General features: G+C 67.8%; 14 protein-coding genes, 1 other RNA gene and 2 pseudogenes. 10 read left to right on the forward strand and 7 right to left on the reverse strand.

Features of this window, described 5'->3' with window-relative positions; all coding sequences use genetic code 11:
* Positions 1–99, forward strand: a pseudogene (locus DIE21_RS13600) (amino acid ABC transporter ATP-binding protein); the annotation flags it as partial.
* A 113-nt stretch (positions 100–212) separates the two neighbouring features.
* Here the strand turns inward: DIE21_RS13600 and DIE21_RS13605 are convergent.
* Positions 213–5,456, reverse strand: coding sequence for an autotransporter outer membrane beta-barrel domain-containing protein (locus DIE21_RS13605; RefSeq protein WP_124498192.1), 5,244 nt, complete (start codon positions 5,454–5,456; stop codon positions 213–215).
* A 660-nt stretch (positions 5,457–6,116) separates the two neighbouring features.
* Positions 6,117–7,034: a class II glutamine amidotransferase gene (locus tag DIE21_RS13610; protein ID WP_124498193.1), complete on the reverse strand. Its 918-nt coding sequence runs from the start codon at positions 7,032–7,034 to the stop codon at positions 6,117–6,119.
* A 203-nt stretch (positions 7,035–7,237) separates the two neighbouring features.
* On the opposite strand from DIE21_RS13610, the gene pyrC reads away from it, so the two are divergent.
* The 3 genes from pyrC (at position 7,238) to rnpB (ending at position 9,601) form a co-directional block, all read left to right on the forward strand.
* Positions 7,238–8,302, forward strand: coding sequence for a dihydroorotase (gene pyrC / locus DIE21_RS13615; RefSeq protein WP_124498194.1), 1,065 nt, complete (start codon positions 7,238–7,240; stop codon positions 8,300–8,302).
* On the forward strand, positions 8,299–9,177 hold the full coding sequence (locus DIE21_RS13620) for a DUF3025 domain-containing protein (RefSeq protein ID WP_124498195.1): 879 nt from the start codon (positions 8,299–8,301) through the stop codon (positions 9,175–9,177). Before pyrC ends, DIE21_RS13620 begins: the two co-directional genes overlap by 4 nt.
* A gap of 12 nt (positions 9,178–9,189) precedes the next feature.
* Positions 9,190–9,601: RNase P RNA component class A (gene rnpB, locus DIE21_RS13625), an RNA gene on the forward strand.
* 70 nt (positions 9,602–9,671) lie between these two features.
* On the opposite strand, the gene DIE21_RS13630 is transcribed toward rnpB, so the two are convergent.
* Complete coding sequence (locus DIE21_RS13630; protein WP_124498196.1) at positions 9,672–10,136, reverse strand: OsmC family protein; 465 nt, start codon at positions 10,134–10,136, stop codon at positions 9,672–9,674.
* Positions 10,137–10,572: 436 nt separating this feature from the next.
* Positions 10,573–10,878 carry a DUF1090 family protein gene (locus tag DIE21_RS13640; protein WP_124498198.1) on the reverse strand — a complete coding sequence of 102 codons (306 nt, stop codon included), beginning with the start codon at positions 10,876–10,878 and terminating at the stop codon, positions 10,573–10,575.
* 312 nt (positions 10,879–11,190) lie between these two features.
* Between DIE21_RS13640 and rplM the strand changes: the two genes are divergently transcribed.
* The 3 genes from rplM to erpA all read left to right on the forward strand — a co-directional run bounded on the left by rplM (position 11,191) and on the right by erpA (position 12,603).
* On the forward strand, positions 11,191–11,619 hold the full coding sequence (gene rplM, locus DIE21_RS13645) for a 50S ribosomal protein L13 (RefSeq protein ID WP_009687896.1): 429 nt from the start codon (positions 11,191–11,193) through the stop codon (positions 11,617–11,619).
* A gap of 11 nt (positions 11,620–11,630) precedes the next feature.
* Positions 11,631–12,023, forward strand: a complete 393-nt coding sequence (gene rpsI / locus DIE21_RS13650) for a 30S ribosomal protein S9 (RefSeq protein ID WP_011883283.1) — start codon at positions 11,631–11,633, stop codon at positions 12,021–12,023.
* A 208-nt stretch (positions 12,024–12,231) separates the two neighbouring features.
* Positions 12,232–12,603 (forward strand): iron-sulfur cluster insertion protein ErpA, encoded by a 372-nt coding sequence (gene erpA, locus DIE21_RS13655; protein ID WP_124498199.1) that lies wholly within the window; start codon positions 12,232–12,234, stop codon positions 12,601–12,603.
* Positions 12,604–12,709: 106 nt separating this feature from the next.
* Here the strand turns inward: erpA and DIE21_RS13660 are convergent, their stop codons facing one another.
* Positions 12,710–13,858 (reverse strand): anhydro-N-acetylmuramic acid kinase, encoded by a 1,149-nt coding sequence (locus DIE21_RS13660; RefSeq protein WP_124498200.1) that lies wholly within the window; start codon positions 13,856–13,858, stop codon positions 12,710–12,712.
* Between the two features lie 142 nt (positions 13,859–14,000).
* Here DIE21_RS13660 and tyrS point away from each other — a divergent pair, with 142 nt between their 5' ends.
* Genes tyrS through DIE21_RS13675 form a run of 3 tightly spaced genes read left to right on the forward strand, consistent with a single transcriptional unit; the run spans position 14,001 to position 16,383 of the window.
* Positions 14,001–15,242, forward strand: coding sequence for a tyrosine--tRNA ligase (tyrS, locus tag DIE21_RS13665; protein ID WP_124498201.1), 1,242 nt, complete (start codon positions 14,001–14,003; stop codon positions 15,240–15,242).
* Positions 15,239–15,697: a D-aminoacyl-tRNA deacylase gene (dtd, locus tag DIE21_RS13670; protein ID WP_124498202.1), complete on the forward strand. Its 459-nt coding sequence runs from the start codon at positions 15,239–15,241 to the stop codon at positions 15,695–15,697. Before tyrS ends, dtd begins: the two co-directional genes overlap by 4 nt.
* Before the next feature lie 23 nt (positions 15,698–15,720).
* Complete coding sequence (locus DIE21_RS13675) at positions 15,721–16,383, forward strand: histidine phosphatase family protein (RefSeq protein WP_124498203.1); 663 nt, start codon at positions 15,721–15,723, stop codon at positions 16,381–16,383.
* Between the two features lie 51 nt (positions 16,384–16,434).
* Here the strand turns inward: DIE21_RS13675 and DIE21_RS13680 are convergent.
* Together DIE21_RS13680 and DIE21_RS13685 are read right to left on the reverse strand one after the other, a co-directional pair.
* Positions 16,435–16,629: pseudogene (locus DIE21_RS13680) on the reverse strand (chromosome partitioning protein ParB); the annotation flags it as partial.
* Positions 16,630–16,660: 31 nt separating this feature from the next.
* Positions 16,661–17,614 carry an oxygenase MpaB family protein gene (locus DIE21_RS13685; protein WP_124498204.1) on the reverse strand — a complete coding sequence of 318 codons (954 nt, stop codon included), beginning with the start codon at positions 17,612–17,614 and terminating at the stop codon, positions 16,661–16,663.
* Positions 17,615–17,616 lie beyond the last annotated feature (2 nt).

The following is a 17,616-nucleotide window of genomic DNA, read 5'->3' on the forward strand; positions in this document are numbered from 1 at the left end:
GACAAGGGCGCGATCGTCGAGGACGACCGCAAGGACGATTTCTTCTCGAATCCGAAGTCGGATCGCGCGAAGGACTTTCTCGCGAAAATCCTGCACTGAGCGTTCGGGCATCGCACGCTTCGTGTGCGCGAATGCGGAAACCGCCCGGCCGAACGCCGGGCGGTTTTTTTTCGGCTGCCGCCGGTCGCCGGCGGACGGGTTCGCCTCGCGCGTTACCAGCTGTAGCGGTACCCGACCTGCCCCGTGACGCCGCGCCGGTAATCGCCGCCGATGTTGCGCGCATATTTCACGTTCGCGTAAAGCGCGCCCGACTTGCCGAAGCCCGCGGTCACGCCAAGGCCGAGCTCGTACCACGTGCGGCCCAGGTGCGTCGCGAACGGCGTGCCGCCGACGACGGTCTGGCCCGGCGACAGGAAGTCGTGCAGCACGTCGGCCGTGAAGTACGGCGTCGCGGCGCCGCCGCCCGCGTTCGCGTCGAGGTTCGGCCGGAAGATCCGCACGCCGACGCGCCCGCGCAGCGCGTGGGTGGTCGTGCCCGACACGGCCGACACGTTGTCGTTGAACCCGTTCAGCTTCAGGTACTGATACATCAGCTGCGCCTGCGGCTCGACCGCAATCGGCGTGCCGCCGATTCCGAACGGCTTGCCGACCTCCTGCGACAGCGCGATGCCGAAGCCGTGCTGCGATGCCTCGTTGCCGTAGCCGTCGCGATAGCGGTTGCCGTAGTGCGTGACCTGGCCGACGCTGTCGAAGTAGGTGCCGTCGGACAGGTAGCGCGTCCAGTAGCCGCCCACGCTCTGCGCGTGCATCTCGACCGAGCCCGTCGACGTCGACAGGCCTGGCGTATCGGCGCGCGCGATGTCGCTGAAGCTCGCGTTCGCGACGCCGATGCTCGCCGTCACGCCCGCATGCGTGCTGCCGCCGGCGGGTGCCCGGTCGAGCGTCCAGTCCTTGCCGAACTGCGCGAAGAACGTGCGCTCGTCGGCCGCGAAGCGGCCCGCGTTCGCGTCGAGGCTCTGTCCGCCGATGCGGCCCCACACGCCGTCGTGGTTGCCCGGCGCCTGCTTCTCGAGGTTGTCGATGTCGCCGACGCGCTCGTGCAGCTTGCCGAGCGTCGAGAAGCCGTAGTCGGCGTTCAGCAGCGGTGTCATCGCGTAGCCTGCAACGGCCGGGCGGTACGCGAGATTGCCGCCGTTGCCGCCGCCGTCGATGACGGTCGGGCCGACCGGATCGCCGGGGTCCGTCGGGTCGAGCTGCGAGCGCAGGTACCAGCCGTTCGCGTCGCTTTGTCCGCCGCGGTAGAGCCGGTATTCATACGCGCCGGCCTGCACCGGGCCCGCGAGATGGAATGCCGATGCGGTGGTCGTGCCGCCGTTGGCCGTGACGACTACCGGAATCCCGTCGCCCGTCGTCTGCGCGCCGGTGCCGGCCGTGTTCGCGATCTTCAGCCCCGTCGTGCCGCTTGCGGCGCCGCCGTTCACGATCAGCCGGTCGGTCGGCGATGCGTCGGCGCCGAGGTAGGTGTTCAGCGCGATCGTCCCGCCGTTGCCGACGTAGCTGCCGGTCGTCAGCGTCCTGTAGCTGCCCGCCGCCGTTGGCGCGCCGGACGGCGCGGCGAACGCGACCAGGCCCCCGTTGTTCAGGCTGCTCAGCACGGAACTGGCGGTCATATGCCACGTGCTCGTGGCGTCGACCGTCAGCGCGACCGGGTCGATCCTGCCGGTCAGGGTCGTGCCGTGCGTCAGGAACACGTTGCCGGTGCTCGACGCGTCCGACAGGATGTCGCCGGCGAGATTCACGGCCGATGCGTTGAAGGTCGCGGTGCTGCCGCTCGCGAGGTCGAGCAGCGTGCCCTTACCGGCCGTCACGACGGTGCCGTTGCGCACCGCGATGTCGACCGTGCCGCCGCGCGCGGCGAACGCCGGCCCGGCGACGGATGCGACGCTGCCGCCGTCGACGAGCACCGAGCTCGTCGCGCCGGTCGCGAGCGTGTCGGTGCTCAGCACGCCGGCCGTCGCACCCTTGAGCGTCGTGCCGGTCAGCGCGAGCACGCCGCCGCCGTCGACGGTCGCGCCGTTGCCGGCCGCGCTTGCGATCGACGACCGCGTGTCGCCGATGCGGCCGCCGTTCCGTGCGACGAGGCCGTCGGCTGCCGCGCCCGCCGTGGAGACCTGCGCGCCCGACAGCCACGCGGTCGCGCCGCTGCCCGCGACGATCGCGTGCGCGCCGGCGCCCGTCGTCGCGACGGTCGTGCCGTCGGCCGCGAGCGTCGAATCCGCGCCCGTCACCACGAGGCCGCGTGCGTTGTCGCCGGCGGTGCGCACGACGGTCGCCGCATCGGTCGCGATGCGCGCGCCCGCGCCCGTCGACGATAGCCCGTCGGCGCCGTTGCCGGTCGTGCCGATCCGCGTGCCCGACAGCACGATCGTCGTGTTCGTGCCGAGGTTGTCGATGCCCTTGCCGGTACCGCCCGCCGCGATCGACGTCGCGCCGGCCGCGATCCCGCCGTCCGACACGGACGAGTCGATCAGCACGCCGTCGGCGCTGCCGTTCGCGACGACGGTGCCCGTGCCAGACAGCGCGACCGACGCGCCCGCGCCGGTCAGGTGCACGCCCGCGACGCCGTCGTCGGCCTCGATCGTGCCCGCGTTGGCGAGCGTCGCCGACGCGCCCTGCACGAGCGCGCCGGTGCCGTTCGATACGCGGAGCGTCGACGCGTTGTCGACCGTGCCGAGCGCGCCGACCACGACGCCCGTCGAGCCGGCGCCGGTCAGCTGCACCGTGTCGCGGTTCTCGAGTGTGCCGAGGTTCCGCACGACGAAACCCGTTACGCCCGCGGTCGACGAGGCGACCGCGGCATCGTTGGTCAGCGTCGTCGCGACCGGCGCGCCGGCATTCGCGCCCGCGAGGTCGTGTGCCTGGCCGTCGACGACGCCCGCGATCGCGCCGGCCGCATTCAGGTTGATCGTCGCGCCGGCGTCGATCGCGCCCTGTGCACCACCCTCGATCGCCACCGCGATGCCGTTCGTGCCGTTGACGTTGTAGACGGCGTCGCCGGTCGACAGCGTCGTGCCGGGGCCGGTCGCGAGCACGCCGCGCGCGCCCTGGCCGTTCACGTCCGTCGTCAGCGTGCCGACCGACGACGTGCCCGCATAGGCCGCGCCGCCCGCGATCCGGAACAGCGTCGAATCGTCGGTATCGACGCTCAGGTGCTGCGCGGCGACGGTGATCTTCGAGCCCGCGCCGTACGCATGGAAGCCGATCTGGTTCGTGCCCGACATGAAGTGGGGCACCGCGTTCGTGCCGACGTGGATGGTCGCGCCGGAGCGCGCATGGACGCCGATCGCGCCGTTGCCCGTCAGGTTGAGCGCACCGTCGACCGTGGCCTTTGCTCGCGGCCCTTCGGCCCATACGCCGTAGTTGCGCGTGTCCGAAGCCGGATCGAGGCCGCCGGCCACGTTGATCGTGCCGGTCGACGTCGCGGCCGTCGCGGTCGAGCCGGTGCCGACCACCATGATGCCGATGCCGTTTACGCCGTTCAGCGTGATCGTGCCCGTGTTGGTCACGATGGCAGCCGTGTTGGCCGCGAGCATGCCGACGTTCGCGAGCGGCGTGCCGGGCGCCGCGCCGTTCACGACGATCGCGCCCGCGTTGCGCAACGTGCCGGACGACGAGCCGAGGCTCGCCATCCCCGCGCCGTTTTGCGTCTGCGAGCCGATGACGATCGAGCCGAGGTTGCTGGCGGTGCCCGATGCGCCGAGCAGGATCCCATACGCGTGCGCGGACAGCGCGACGTCGTTCGACGCCGCCCCCGGCCCGTACTGGGCCGCGCGGCCGAGATGGATCGTGCCGCCGGCCGCGTTCGTGAAGGTACCGCCGGCCGCGAAACCGCCGATCACCTGGCTGTCGAGCGTCGTTGCGTTGACGCCGACGTTGATCGTGCCGGCGTTCGACGCGCGCGCGCCGTTCGTCACGGCCACCGCGTAGTTCTGCAGGTCGGGGCGGTTGCCGTCGAGCGTCCATGCGCCGACGTTCATCACGCCGTTGTTCACGAACGTCGTGCCCGTGCCGCTTGCGTATACGCCGTTGCCCTCGGTGTACGCGTGGAACCCGAAGTTGTCGGGCGGCGTGCTGCTGCGCGTGTCGACGTTGTCGCCGGACGCGTAGCCGGACGAGATCACGCCGTTGTTGACGCCGCTCGCACCGCTCAGCAGGCGCACCAGCGTGAAGTCGCCCGACAGGCGGCCGTCGTTGACGAAGTGCGCGCCGTTTTCCGCGAGGACGGCCGAGCTCGACGCGATCGTGTTGGTGCCGCGGAAGTCGATCTGGCCGTCCTTGCCGATCTGCAGCATCGCGTTCGCGCCCGTGCCGTGCATCGCCGACAGGTGATCGATCGGCAGCGTGTTCTTGTCGCCGGCGGACACGTTGTTCGCGTACTGGAAAGTTTGCTGCGTGAACGTGACGGCCTGGCCGAACGCGGTGTCGTACGCGGCCTGCGAGCCGAGCGCGCCGCTCTGGACCGAACGCACGAGGAAGTCGTTGTACGCGGCGAGCGACGCGGCGTCGCCGACGGTCCACGTGCTGCCGTCGAACGCGGTGAAGGTGCCCGCATAGGTCGGCACGTCGAGCTGGACGTTGCCGACGGGGCCGCCGCTCGCGAGATAGTCGCCGGTGCCGAGCCAGATCCGGTTGCGCGAATTCCAGTTGACGACGCTCCTTGCCGTGCCGGTGCCGTCCGCGAAGGTCAGGTCGGTCTGCTTCGGTGCGATCGAGATCGCATTGCCGGCCGCATCGGGCGCGTTCGCCGGATTGCCGATCGACATGTTCAGCGTGCCGCCGGTGTTGTCGACGGTGCCGATCCGCAGGTTCACGTACTGGCTGCCGTTCACGTCATGGTAGACGGGCACGTTGGTCGCGCCGGCCGTCGACGCGGCGAACGCGGACGAGCTGTAGGTGGCGATCGACGTGTGGGTGCCGGTGATCGAGTCGGGCGTGCTGATGCTCTGCGTCTTGCCGCCGAGCGACAGCACCGGCTGGTTCGGGTTGCCCGACACGATGGACGTATTGCCTATCGGCGTGAGCGTATAGCCGGGGTCGGCGGCGGCGCCGGTCCATGCACCCGCCACGCCGACCGTGTCGCCGCCGGACACGGCCGTGGCACCGGCCAGGTTGTCGTTCACGGTCGGGCTGAAGCTGCCGAGCGCGCAGTTGCCACCGCTCGCGACCGCCGAACCGTCGCCGCAGGTCGATGCGTACGCGGAGCCGGCCGACAGCGCGGCCAGTGCGGCACCGAGCGCGGCGACGTGCAGCGACGAGCGACGGGCCGCCGTGCGGCCGGCACGGCGGCTTGTGCCCGATTCGCTGCCTGAACGCTTGCCGCGCGCCCGGGTCGTTTCCGCAACCGCGACCCAGCAGCCGGCGGCTTCGCTCCATATCGATCGAAATGAGTGATTCACGACAAGCCCTCTTTCTTGTTTTGAAGTGGTATCCACCGCGGCGCGGTGAAGGCGCATTCCGCGGCGGGAATTTGGCTCGAATGGGCGTGCGGCGGTCATTGCCGCATTTGCCGATGTCGCGCCAATCGTGATCCATTACACCGGGGATGGAGGGAGTCTACTAATCGGGGTGGCGGTCTATTATCAAAAAAATAAAGAATGTGGCGATAATGCCGATTTCATTCTGTATTTTTTGATTGAGTGATTAATCGAACTGAAAGCCTTGCTGTACAAGGGTTTGGTGGATTTTTAAGGAAGTGGTTTTTGAGCCGCTTGTCGGTGGCCTGACGCACTGTTCTCGGAAAATTGTCGCGATAAAATGTGAATTCCGGATTATGTAATTATGCCATCTGGTATTTATGTATTCGGCGTATGTATTATTTTCACTTGAACATTAATAAAATCAAGTGAATGTTGCGTGAGGCCGGTTCGGTACCTGGAATTGTGGCTCGGATGAAACGAAAACCGGACCGCGGGCTGAAGAACGGCGCGATTTTCCGCGAGTGCGCACGGCCCGGATGCCGGCGTGGACAACCGCGCAAGCCGGACGGGCATGACCGGCCATCGCGTCATCGCGTGGCGACGGCAAGGGAAGCGGGAAAGGGCGCGAGCGCGCGTGGCTCAGAAATCGATCGGGTCGTCGGTGTCGTCCGCGGCGCCGGCCGCCAGCGCCTCGCGACGCACGCCGCCGCACGGCGCGGATGCCGATGCGTCGAGTGCCGGGTTGCGCAGCTTCTCGAGCACACGCTCGGGCACGGGAATCTGCATCCGCGCGGCGACGTCGCCGCACTGGAACATGATCAACTCGCCCGGTTCGAACGAGGTCCAGATTTCGTTGTCGGTCAGCGGCTGCGTGGCGATCACCGCGACGCGATCCTCGGGTGTCGTGTATTTCGCGAAGTCGATCGACAGGTCTTCGTCGACCAGATGCGCGGTCGAGAACGGCCAGCGCCGCACGAGGTAGTGCAGCCGCGTCGAGCAGTGCGCGAAGAGCGCCTGGCCGTTCGACATCAGGAAGTTGAACACGCCGTGATCGGTGATGCCGCGCGTCAGCTCGCCGACGCGCTCGAACAGCTCCGGCAACGGCGGCTGCGCGCCGGGGAACGCTTCGCGCAGCCCCTGCATCAGCACGCAGAACGCCTTCTCGCTGTCGGTCGTGCCGACCGGATGGTAGACGCTGCCGTCGAGATCGGGTTCGTAGTCCTGCAGATCGCCGTTATGCGCGAAGATCCAGTGCCGCCCCCACAGCTCGCGCATGAACGGGTGGCTGTTCTCGAGCAGGATGTGGCCCTGCGTGGCCTTGCGGATGTGCGCGATCGTGTTCTTGGACTTGATCGGGTAGCGCTTCACCATTTCGGCGATCGGCGACGTGGCCGACGCCTGCTGGTCGATGAAGAGGCGGCAGGCCTTGTCCTCGAAGAACGCGATCCCCCAGCCGTCGGCATGATGATCGGTGAGGCCGCCCCGGGCCGCGAAACCTGTGAAGGAGAATGTGACGTCCGTCGGCGCGGCGCAGTTCATTCCTAGGAGTTGGCACATTTTACTTGGGGCGGGGGGCGGAAGCAGGGTAACCAACCGGGTGAACCCCGGTACAATATGACTTCTAGCATATCACCGAGCCTCGAGCGGTAAAAAGCGGATTCCGCCGGCCGAAGGCCTTGTGTTGCGGTTTGCCGTCAGTCGGCCCGCGCACGCGCGTTCCGGCCCCGCAGAAGGCCAGCCCGTTCCTCACGACGCCTCCTATGACTGCCTCGAACGCTTCCTCTCCGGCGACGCTCACGCTCGCCCGTCCCGACGACCTGCACCTGCACCTGCGCGACGGCGACATGCTGGCCGCGGTGCTGCCGCACACCGCGCGCCAGTTCGGCCGCGCGATCGTCATGCCGAACCTGAAGCCGCCCGTCACGACCACCGCGCACGCGCAGGCCTATCGCGAGCGGATCCTGGCCGCGCTGCCGGCCGGGATGACGTTCGAGCCGCTGATGACGCTGTACCTGACCGACAACACGTCGCCCGACGAAATCCGCCGCGCGCGCGACAGCAGCTTCGTGCACGGCGTGAAGCTGTATCCGGCCGGCGCGACGACGAACTCCGACCACGGCGTCAGCGATCTCGCGAAGTGTGCGAAGACGCTCGAGGTCATGCAGGAAACCGGCATGCCGCTGCTCGTGCACGGCGAGGTGACCGATCCGGCGATCGACATGTTCGATCGCGAGAAGGTGTTCATCGATCGCGTGATGACGCCGCTGCGCCGCGATTTCCCCGGCCTGAAGGTCGTGTTCGAGCACATCACGACGAAGGACGCGGCCGACTACGTGCGCGACGCCGACGCGGCGCCGGGCCTGCTCGGCGCGACGCTCACCCCGCAGCACCTGCTGTACAGCCGCAACGCGCTGTTCGTCGGCGGGATTCGCCCGCATTACTACTGCCTGCCGGTGCTGAAGCGCGAAACGCACCGCGTCGCGCTCGTCGAGGCCGCGACGTCGGGCAACCCGCGCTTCTTCCTCGGTACCGACAGTGCGCCGCACGCGCGCGGCGCGAAGGAAACCGCGTGCGGCTGCGCGGGCTGCTACACGGCGCTGCACGCGCTCGAGCTGTATGCGGAGGCGTTTGACCAGGCCGGCGCGCTCGACAAGCTGGAAAATTTCGCGAGCCGCTTCGGCGCCGATTTCTACGGGCTGCCGCACAGCACCGAGACGATCACGCTGCGTCGCGAGACCTGGGAGCTGCCGCGCGAGGTCTTCGCGGGCGATACGCCGGTCGTGCCGCTGCGCGCCGGCGAAACGATCGGCTGGAAGTTCGCGTGAGCTGCGCGCCGCCGCGCGGGGCCGGCCAGGCGGCCGGCGGCGCGGCGGCGGAGTTTGCGCGGATCGACTGGTCCGCGCCGTGGCTTGCGCCTTACGCGGCGCCCGGCCGTATGCTGCAGGCGGCCGCGCTCGCGGGCGAGGCCGCGCTGCTCGATGCATTGAACGGCGCGATGCACGACGGCGCGCGCGTCAGCGGCCGCGGCAGGCCGCTGCGCTTCGTGCCGCAGGCCGAGCTGCCGCCCGGCGTCGCATACGAAACCCATATCGCCGGCACGGGCGGCGTCCCGACCCGCCACAATCTTCACGACTTCTTCAATGCGCTCGTCTGGTTCGCGTATCCGCGCACCAAGGCCGCGTTGAACGCACGCCAGGCCGCGGCGATCGACGCCGCGGGCGGCGTCGGGCCCGTGCGCGGCACGCTGCGCGATGCGCTCACGCTGTTCGACGAGAACGCCGCGCTGTTCGTGACGGCCGAGCGCACGCTCGCCGACGCGCTGCGCGGCTTCAACTGGCCGCAGCTGCTGGTGGCGGCGCGCGACGCGTGGGGCACGCGCTGCGAGGCGCGGCTCGTCGGCCATGCGCTGCTCGAGAAGCTCGTCGCGCCTTACAAGTCCTGCACCGCGCACACGTGGATCGTCGAAGTGAGTGACGACTATTTTGCGTGGCCCGACGCGCGGCGTGCCGCGCATGTCGACGCGCGGATCGCCGGCGAGCTCGCGACCCGCGACCTGACGAGCCGCGATTTCGCACCGCTGCCGGTGCTTGGCGTGCCGGGCTGGTGCGATGCGAATGCCGCACCCGGGTTCTATGACGATCCGGCGGTTTTCCGCAGCGGCCGCCGCTCGCGTGCTGCCGGCGGCGGCGCACAGTGCTAGAATGCGCGTCGCAAAGCAGGCCAGGCAGTCGCGGCCTCGTCGCCTTCGGGCAGGCGGGGGCGAGGAAAGTCCGGACTCCACAGGGCAGGGTGATGGCTAACGGCCATCCGTGGCGACACGCGGAACAGGGCAACAGAAAGCAAACCGCCGATGGCCCGGCGCAAGCCGGGATCAGGTAAGGGTGAAACGGTGCGGTAAGAGCGCACCGCGGCGACGGCGACGTTCGCCGGCACGGTAACCTCCACCCGGAGCAATTCCAAGTAGGCAGGCGCGCATTTTCGGATGCAGGACGGGGCCCCCGTCTCGTCTGCGGGTAGGAAGCTTGAGCGCGTCAGCAATGGCGCGCCTAGAGGAATGGCTGCCACGCGCTGCGTGCTTCGGCATGCGGCGTGCACAGAATCCGGCTTATCGGCCTGCTTTGCCGCTCGAATGCGAAAGGGCCGGCGCTCCATCGGGAGCGCCGGCCCTTTTTTTCATCCATGGCTGCCGCGGGGTCAGTCCGCGACGATGTCGAACGAATGCGTGAGTTCGGCCGTCTTCGCGATCATGATCGACGCCGAGCAGTACTTGTCGTGCGACAGGTTGATCGCGCGCTCGACCGTGGCCGGGTTCAGGTTGTGGCCCGTGACGGTGAAGTGGAAGTGGACCTTGGTGAACACCTTCGGATCTTCGCTCGCGCGTTCGGCCTTCAGCGTGACCGAGCAGCCGGTGACTTCCTGGCGGCTCTTCTTCAGGATCAGCACGACGTCGTACGCGGTGCAGCCGCCGGTGCCGACCAGCACCATTTCCATCGGGCGCGGCGCGAGGTTATGGCCGCCGCCTTCCGGCGCGCCGTCCATCGCGACGAGGTGCCCGCTTCCGGTCTGCGCGGAAAACGCCATGCCGTCCTGACCCATCCAGCTTACTTTGCATTCCATGCTTGCACTCCAGCGTTGCCTGATTCGGATTCGATCCGGCATTGTAGCCCGCTGCGCAACGGTCGGCTGATGCGCTGCACGACGCGAAACGCCGTGCCGGCGTGAGCGGCGCCCGGCGGGGCGCCGAACGCCGATTTTCCCTGCCGTCTTTAGGGGTTTTACTCTAGACGCTGCGGGTTCCTGGTCGTGGTCTGGTTGATCAGGTTATTGATTTTAAAGAAGAAATGCGTTCGGTCTCGAGAGAGGCATCTTATTCCGTATTATGGTGCGAGATTTCGCAATGCAAATTTTCTTGTGAAGCCGGCGACGCATTCGTATAATGAGCCTCATTGGTTGTCGCGCTGCGGCAACCTCCGCATGTCTCCTCCACCCTCCTCCTAAGGTGGATTAAGCCCGAACCAGCCGTTCGGGCTTTTTTTCGTCCCGTGCAAACATTGGCGTGCAGTTTGCGCGCGCCGACACCCATCGTTGACACCGGTTACGTGGGCTGCCGTGCGGCCGGCCGCGACGCCGCGCCAGGCAGCGTGTCCGCGGCTCGGGCGGCAGGGGCCGGCGCGCTTGCGGCCGATGCATGGCCGTGGCCGCGCGCGCAGAAGTGGCGCACGCGTTCGCGTACCGCGCGCAGGCGGGCGATGCGATCTTCGGCATGGGTGCCGCGGGCGTCGGCGATGCGGGCGTCGAGTGCGTCGAGCTTGGCCTCGCAGCCGGTCCGGGCGGCGCCGGCGGGCGCGGCGGCGGCCAGCAATGCGGCCGCGAGAAAGGGCGTAAGTCGTTGTTTCATCATGCTTGTTTGTTGTTTTTCCGTTGTCGGCCGGTCTGGCGCGGCAAGGTCAGGTGCCGCGCGTCGATGGGTGCCTCCCCGGGCGCTCGGTTCGCCTGGCGTGTTGGGGCACGACCGGATTCTGGCCCATTTCGGGCGCCGCCGGCACGGGACGTGGATTCTCTTTGACCGCGCCGCGGCATTTCCTTTATAATTCAGGGCTTTTCCGCATTCATGCCCACGGAAAAAGAACAGGGAGAGCCTGCACCGCGCCACGAAGCGCACACAGACAAGCAGGAAGAACACATCGGGCAAAGCATTTTTTTTGGATCGATCATGAAGACGTTTTCCGCAAAAGCCCATGAGGTGACGCGCGAATGGTACGTGATTGACGCGACGGATAAGGTTCTCGGCCGTGTTGCCAGCGAAGTGGCACGCCGTCTGCGCGGCAAGCACAAGCCTGAGTTCACCCCGCACGTCGACACTGGTGATTTCATCATCATCATCAACGCGAGCAAGTTGAAGGTCACGGGCAACAAGACGCTGGACAAGAAGTACTACCGTCACTCGGGTTACCCGGGCGGCATCTATGAAACGACGTTCGGCAAGATGCAGGAACGCTTCCCGGGCCGTGCGCTCGAGAAAGCGGTCAAGGGCATGCTGCCGAAGGGCCCGCTCGGCTACGCGATGATCAAGAAGCTGAAGGTCTACGCTGAAGCCACGCATCCGCATTCGGCGCAACAGCCGAAGGCGCTCGAGATCTAAGGGGAGCCCACATGATCGGTAACTGGAACTACGGTACGGGCCGCCGCAAGAGCGCTGTCGCACGTGTCTTCATCAAGGCTGGCAAGGGCGATATCATCGTCAACGGCAAGCCCATCGCTGACTACTTCTCGCGCGAAACGTCGCTGATGATCGTGCGTCAACCGCTGGAACTCACGAACCACGGCCAGACGTTCGACATCAAGGTCAACGTCAATGGCGGCGGCGAAACGGGTCAGGCAGGTGCAGTGCGCCACGGCATCACCCGTGCACTGATCGACTACGATGCGACGCTGAAGCCGTCGCTGTCGAACGCAGGCTTCGTCACGCGCGATGCACGTGAAGTCGAGCGTAAGAAGGTTGGTCTGCGCAAGGCACGTCGCGCAAAGCAGTTCTCGAAGCGTTAATTCCGCTTCATGGCCGCGCCGCTTCCGGGCGGCGTCCGCCGGAAAAACCGCCAGCTTTCGCGCTGGCGGTTTTTTTTATGCCCGCGCGGCGGCCACCCGCGTGCGGGACCCCGCGTTGAAATCAACAAGAACCTATTGATTTCATGGACATCAGCACGATCTTCTGATCGGCCCTACAATAGCGGCTAAAGCTTTTTGGAGAGTTCGCATGAACGCTGTTACCGAATCCGCAGCAACGACCACCGATATGCCGCTGCCGTTCGTCTTCACCGACGCCGCGGCCGACAAGGTCAAGCAACTGATCGACGAAGAGGGCAACCCCGAACTGAAGCTGCGCGTGTTCGTGCAGGGCGGCGGCTGCTCGGGCTTCCAGTATGGCTTCACGTTCGACGAGGAAGTCAACGAGGACGACACCGTGATGAACAAGAACGGCGTCCAGCTCCTGATCGACTCGATGAGCTACCAGTACCTGGTCGGCGCCGAGATCGACTACAAGGACGACCTCAACGGCGCCCAGTTCGTGATCAAGAACCCGAACGCCACGACCACCTGCGGGTGCGGCTCGTCGTTCTCGGTCTGAGCGCACGACGGATCCTGTCCGTTTCGCCGGAATGAAAAACGGGGCTTCATGCCCCGTTTTTCATGTCCGTACGCGGTGTGTGCCGCGCGGACCGTGCATTGCGTATCTAGCGCGGATAGAGCGCGCCGAGCACGCGCTCACCCGCGGCACCGGTCACGCTCGCGAGATTGCCGGGCTGGCGCGCGGCGAAGCGATACGCGAGCCACGCGAACGCGAGCGCCTCGACCTGCTGCGGCGGCACGCCGAGCGCGGCGGTCGTATTGACCGTCGCCGGCACGCCGGCCTCGCGCAACGCATCCGCGAGCGCGGCGAGCAGCACCGGGTTGCGGGCGCCGCCGCCGCAGACGAACACGGCCTTGCAGCCGGCCGCGTGCCGTGCGATCTCGCGGGCAATCGAGACGGCGGTGAGCGCCGTCAGCGTCGCCTGCACGTCTTCCGGCGCGACCTGCGCGAATCCGGCGAGCTTGGTGTCGAGCCACGCGGGATTGAACAGGTCGCGGCCGGTGCTCTTCGGCGGCGGTGCGGCGAAGTAGGGCTCGTCGAGCAGCGCGTCGAGCAGTGACGCGTGCACGGTGCCGCGCGCGGCGAACTTGCCGCCGTCGTCGTACGGCTTGCCGAGGTGGCGCGTCGCCCATGCGTCGAGCAACGCGTTCGCGGGCCCGCAGTCGAAGCCGCGCACGTCGCCACCCTCGCCGGGCAGGATCGTGATGTTGCTGATGCCGCCGAGGTTGCAGACGATTCGCGTCTCGCCCGGCGCGCCGAACACCGTCGCATGGAACGCCGGCGCGAGCGGCGCGCCGTGGCCGCCCGATGCGACGTCGCGGCTGCGGAAATCGGCGATCACGTCGATATGGGCAAGCTCCGCGAGCAGCGCCGGATTGTTGAGCTGGCGCGTGTAGCCGCGCTCGGGACGGTGCCGGACCGTCTGGCCGTGCACGCCGATCGCGCGGATCTCGTCGCGCGACAGCCCGGCCGTGCGCTGCAGCTCGTGACAGCACACCGCGTAGCGTGCGACGAGCGCGTTCGCCGCGACCGATTCGCGGTCGATCTCGTCGTCGCCAGGCTGCTGCAGCGCGAACAGCGCGTCGCGCAGCGATTGCGCGAAGCCGACGAATGCCTCCGCGAGCACGACCGGCGCGCGGCCCGTCTCGAAACGCACGGCGACGCCGTCGACGCCGTCCATGCTGGTTCCCGACATCAGCCCGAAGTAGATGCCGTCGGCCGGATGGGCGGGTTGCGGATGTCGTTGCGGCACGTTGGGTTCTCCTGGATCGAGCGGCGCGGGCCGGTGCCACGCGCCTTGCGCCCGATTATCCGCGCAACCTGACGCGTCGTTAAGCGATGCACGCGCAAGTTATGGGAAAATCCCTGTCTTTGCGACATTCTTCCTGGCACCGATGAGCACCGAACCCAGTTCCAAGCCTGTTTTCCCGATCACCGACGAAGTCCGCCATGCGCTCGCCGTCACGAAGCGCGGCGTCGACGAATTGCTGATCGAGGAAGAGTTCGCGCAGAAGCTCGCGCGCAGCGCGGCCACCGGCACGCCGCTGCGCATCAAGCTCGGCCTCGACCCGACGGCGCCCGACATCCACATCGGCCATACGGTCGTGCTGAACAAGATGCGTCAGCTGCAGGACCTCGGTCACACCGTGATCTTCCTGATCGGCGATTTCACGTCGCTGATCGGCGATCCGTCGGGCCGCAACGCGACGCGTCCGCCGCTCACGCGCGAACAGATCGAATCGAACGCGAAGACCTACTTCGAACAGGCCGCGCTCGTGCTCGACCGCGAAAAAACCGAGATCCGCTACAACAGCGAATGGTCGATGCCGCTCGGCGCGGACGGGATGATCAAGCTTGCGTCGCGCTACACGGTCGCGCGGATCCTCGAGCGCGAGGACTTCACGAAGCGCTTCCAGGGCGGCGTGCCGATCTCGATCCACGAATTCCTGTACCCGCTGATGCAGGGCTACGACTCGGTCGCGCTGAACGCCGACCTCGAGCTCGGCGGCACCGACCAGAAGTTCAACCTGCTGGTCGGCCGCGAACTGCAGAAGCAGTACGGCCAGGAACAGCAGTGCATCCTGACGATGCCGCTGCTCGAAGGGCTCGACGGCGTCGAGAAGATGTCGAAGTCGAAGGGCAACTACGTCGGCATCAGCGAGAAGCCGACCGACATGTTCGGCAAGCTGATGAGCATCTCGGACACGCTGATGTGGCGTTACTTCGAACTGCTGTCGTTCCGCAGCCTCGACGAGATCGCCGGCTTCAAGCGCGACGCCGAAGGCGGCCGCAATCCGCGCGACTTCAAGGTGCTGCTCGCGCAGGAAATCGTCGCGCGCTTCCACTCGCAGGCCGACGCCGAGCGTGCGCTCGAGGACTTCAACCACCGCGCGAAGGGCGGCGTGCCGGACGACATCCCGTCGGTCACGCTCGCGGGCGCGCCGCTCGCGATCGGCCAGTTGCTGAAGCAGGCCGGCCTCGTGCCGTCGACGAGCGAGGCGCTGCGCAACATCGAGCAGGGCGGCGTGAAGATCGACGGCGCGGCCGTGTCCGACAAGGGCCTGAAGGTCGAAGCCGGCGAGTTCGTCGTCCAGGTCGGCAAGCGCCGCTTCGCGCGCGTCACGTTGACCGCATGATCGCGCTGATCCAGCGCGTGAAGCGCGCCGACGTGCGCGTCGGCGAGCGCACGACGGGCGAGATCGGCGCAGGCCTGCTCGCGCTCGTCTGCGCGGAGCGCGGCGACACCGAGGCCGCGGCCGACAAGCTGCTCGCGAAGCTGCTCGGCTATCGCGTGTTCAGCGACGCGGCCGGCAAGATGAACCTGCCGGTGTCGAACATCGATGGCGCGGGCGCTACCGGCGGCCTGCTGCTCGTGTCGCAGTTCACGCTCGCGGCCGATACCAACAGCGGGCTGCGGCCGAGCTTCACGCCGGCCGCGCCGCCCGACGAAGGCGCGCGCCTGTTCGACTATTTCGTCGCGGCCGCGCGCGAGCGCCATCCGGTCGTCGAGACGGGCGAGTTCGGCGCCGACATGCAGGTGTCGCTCGTCAACGACGGCCCCGTGACGTTCTGGCTGCAAGTGCGGCCCTGATTCTTTCCCGGAGACGCGCCGCGATGGCCACCACGCAGATCCTGTTCATTCGCCATGGCGAGACGGCCTGGAACCGCATCAAGCGCATCCAGGGCCATATCGACATTCCGCTGGCCGACACGGGGCTCGCGCAGGCGCAGCGGCTGGCCGTCCGGCTTGCGCGGGAAGCGCGTGACGGGCAGCGGATCGACGCGATCTATTCGAGCGACCTGATGCGCGCGCAGCAGACCGCGCAACCCTTTGCCGATGCGCTCGGGTTGCCGCTGCAGTTGCGCGAAGGGCTGCGCGAACGCGCGTACGGCGTGTTCCAGGGGCATGACAGCACCGAGATCGAGACGCTGTTTCCGGATGCCTACGCCGCGTGGCAGACCCGCGACCCGGGCTTCGCGCCTGACGGCGGCGAGTCGCAGCGCGAGTTTTATCATCGCGTGCTGCATGCGCTCGAGCCGATCGTCGCCGCGCATCCCGGCGGCCGGATCGCGTGTGTCGCGCACGGTGGCGTGCTCGACTGCGTGTACCGCTTTGCAAACGGTCTCGACCTGTCTGCACCGCGCAGCTATCAGCTGCTCAACACGAGCATCAACGTCGTCGATTACGTCGACGGCCGCGCGCAGGTCGTGCATTGGGCCGACGTGTCGCATCTGGACGCCGCGAGCGACGACGACGGGTATCGCAAGGTGCTCTGACCGATCGTACCGGCCCCGCCCGGCGTGACCGGCCGGGGGCCGCCTTCCCCGTCAGGCTTGCCGCGGCAGTGCGTGGCGCGTCTTGTCGTCGAGCGCGTACGCGATCTTGCCGGGCTCGTCGGCCGTGATCGGCTGACGCAGCTTGTCGAATTCCCCCTTGCTGTACTTCTTCCCGCCGTTGATCGCATCCACGCGCCCGAGATCGGCGCCCGTCTTGCCGTCGATCACCGGGTTCGTGGACGCGACTGGCAGTCAATCGAAATGATCCGAGGTGCTGTCAAGAGGGCGGGTTGCCGTCGGGCGGTGTCGCGGTTGCGCGGCGGCGTGCGCGTTTCGACGCGCCGTTCACGAGCGCCCAGCGCAGCACGGGGGCGACTGCCCGGACACCGGGCCGGACCACCGCGCGTCGCAGCGGTGCGAACGTCGACACACCGAGCATGCGCTGCGCCCAGGGCGGCAGCAGGTCGATCCCCGCATGCATGATCAGCGACGCGGCCGGCCGCAGCGCGGGCGTCGCGACCGGCACATTCAGCAGGATGTCCATGACGTCGAAGGTGTGCGGCCCGGCTTCGAGTTCGGGCTGCATGCGCGCGAAATAGGCCGCTACCTCGGCACGTGAACGAGGCACATCCCGGGCACCGAGCAGCTCGGCGATCAATGCCGTTTCAGCGTAATAGCCGTCCTGCAACTCGCCCGACAGCGACGGATTCACATAGCGCAAATGCGCGGCGAGGAAGCTCGATACTTCGGCGACGTGCACCCAGGTCAGCAACGCCGGATCGTCGGCTCGATACGGCCGGCCGTCGGGCGCGGTACCCGATATGCGCGCGTGGATCGCTTTCACGCGCTCGATCAGCGCGAGTGCGTCGGCGCGGCTGCCGAACGTCGTGCCCGTGATGAACGTGGCGGTGCGCCGCAAGCGGCCGAGGATGTCGGTGCGAAACGACGAGTGATCCCAGACGCCCGCGAGCGCGAGCGGATGAAGCGCCTGCAGCAGCAGCGCGGCGATGCCGCCCGTCATCATCGACGTGAAATCGGCATGCACGCGCCAGCAGATGGCGTTGGGGCCGAACAGTCCCGGATCTCCGGGCGGCGACGAAAGATCGATCGACGGACCGCCGCCGCCTGCCGTCAGGTGCGTGATGCCGGCCACGAGCCGCTTGCGGATCGGCTCGGCCCAGCGCGGGCCCGGTGCGGGGGCGGCGGGATGCGGGCTGGGCGGCGTGGTCATGG

It is taken from the genome of Burkholderia sp. Bp9140, assembly GCF_003853425.1.
Lineage (GTDB): Bacteria > Pseudomonadota > Gammaproteobacteria > Burkholderiales > Burkholderiaceae > Burkholderia.

Excerpts from the sequence above, each read along its gene's own strand:
- erpA (WP_124498199.1), top strand. The coding sequence starts at position 12,232 with ATGAACGCTGTTACCGAATCCGCAGCAACGACCACCGATATGCCGCTG.
- pyrC (WP_124498194.1), top strand. The coding sequence starts at position 7,238 with ATGACTGCCTCGAACGCTTCCTCTCCGGCGACGCTCACGCTCGCCCGT.
- DIE21_RS13685 (WP_124498204.1), bottom strand. The coding sequence starts at position 17,614 with ATGACCACGCCGCCCAGCCCGCATCCCGCCGCCCCCGCACCGGGCCCG.
- rpsI (WP_011883283.1), top strand. The coding sequence starts at position 11,631 with ATGATCGGTAACTGGAACTACGGTACGGGCCGCCGCAAGAGCGCTGTC.
- DIE21_RS13640 (WP_124498198.1), bottom strand. The coding sequence starts at position 10,878 with ATGATGAAACAACGACTTACGCCCTTTCTCGCGGCCGCATTGCTGGCC.
- rplM (WP_009687896.1), top strand. The coding sequence starts at position 11,191 with ATGAAGACGTTTTCCGCAAAAGCCCATGAGGTGACGCGCGAATGGTAC.
- DIE21_RS13630 (WP_124498196.1), bottom strand. The coding sequence starts at position 10,136 with ATGCCGGATCGAATCCGAATCAGGCAACGCTGGAGTGCAAGCATGGAA.
- tyrS (WP_124498201.1), top strand. The coding sequence starts at position 14,001 with ATGAGCACCGAACCCAGTTCCAAGCCTGTTTTCCCGATCACCGACGAA.
- DIE21_RS13610 (WP_124498193.1), bottom strand. The coding sequence starts at position 7,034 with ATGTGCCAACTCCTAGGAATGAACTGCGCCGCGCCGACGGACGTCACA.
- DIE21_RS13675 (WP_124498203.1), top strand. The coding sequence starts at position 15,721 with ATGGCCACCACGCAGATCCTGTTCATTCGCCATGGCGAGACGGCCTGG.
- dtd (WP_124498202.1), top strand. The coding sequence starts at position 15,239 with ATGATCGCGCTGATCCAGCGCGTGAAGCGCGCCGACGTGCGCGTCGGC.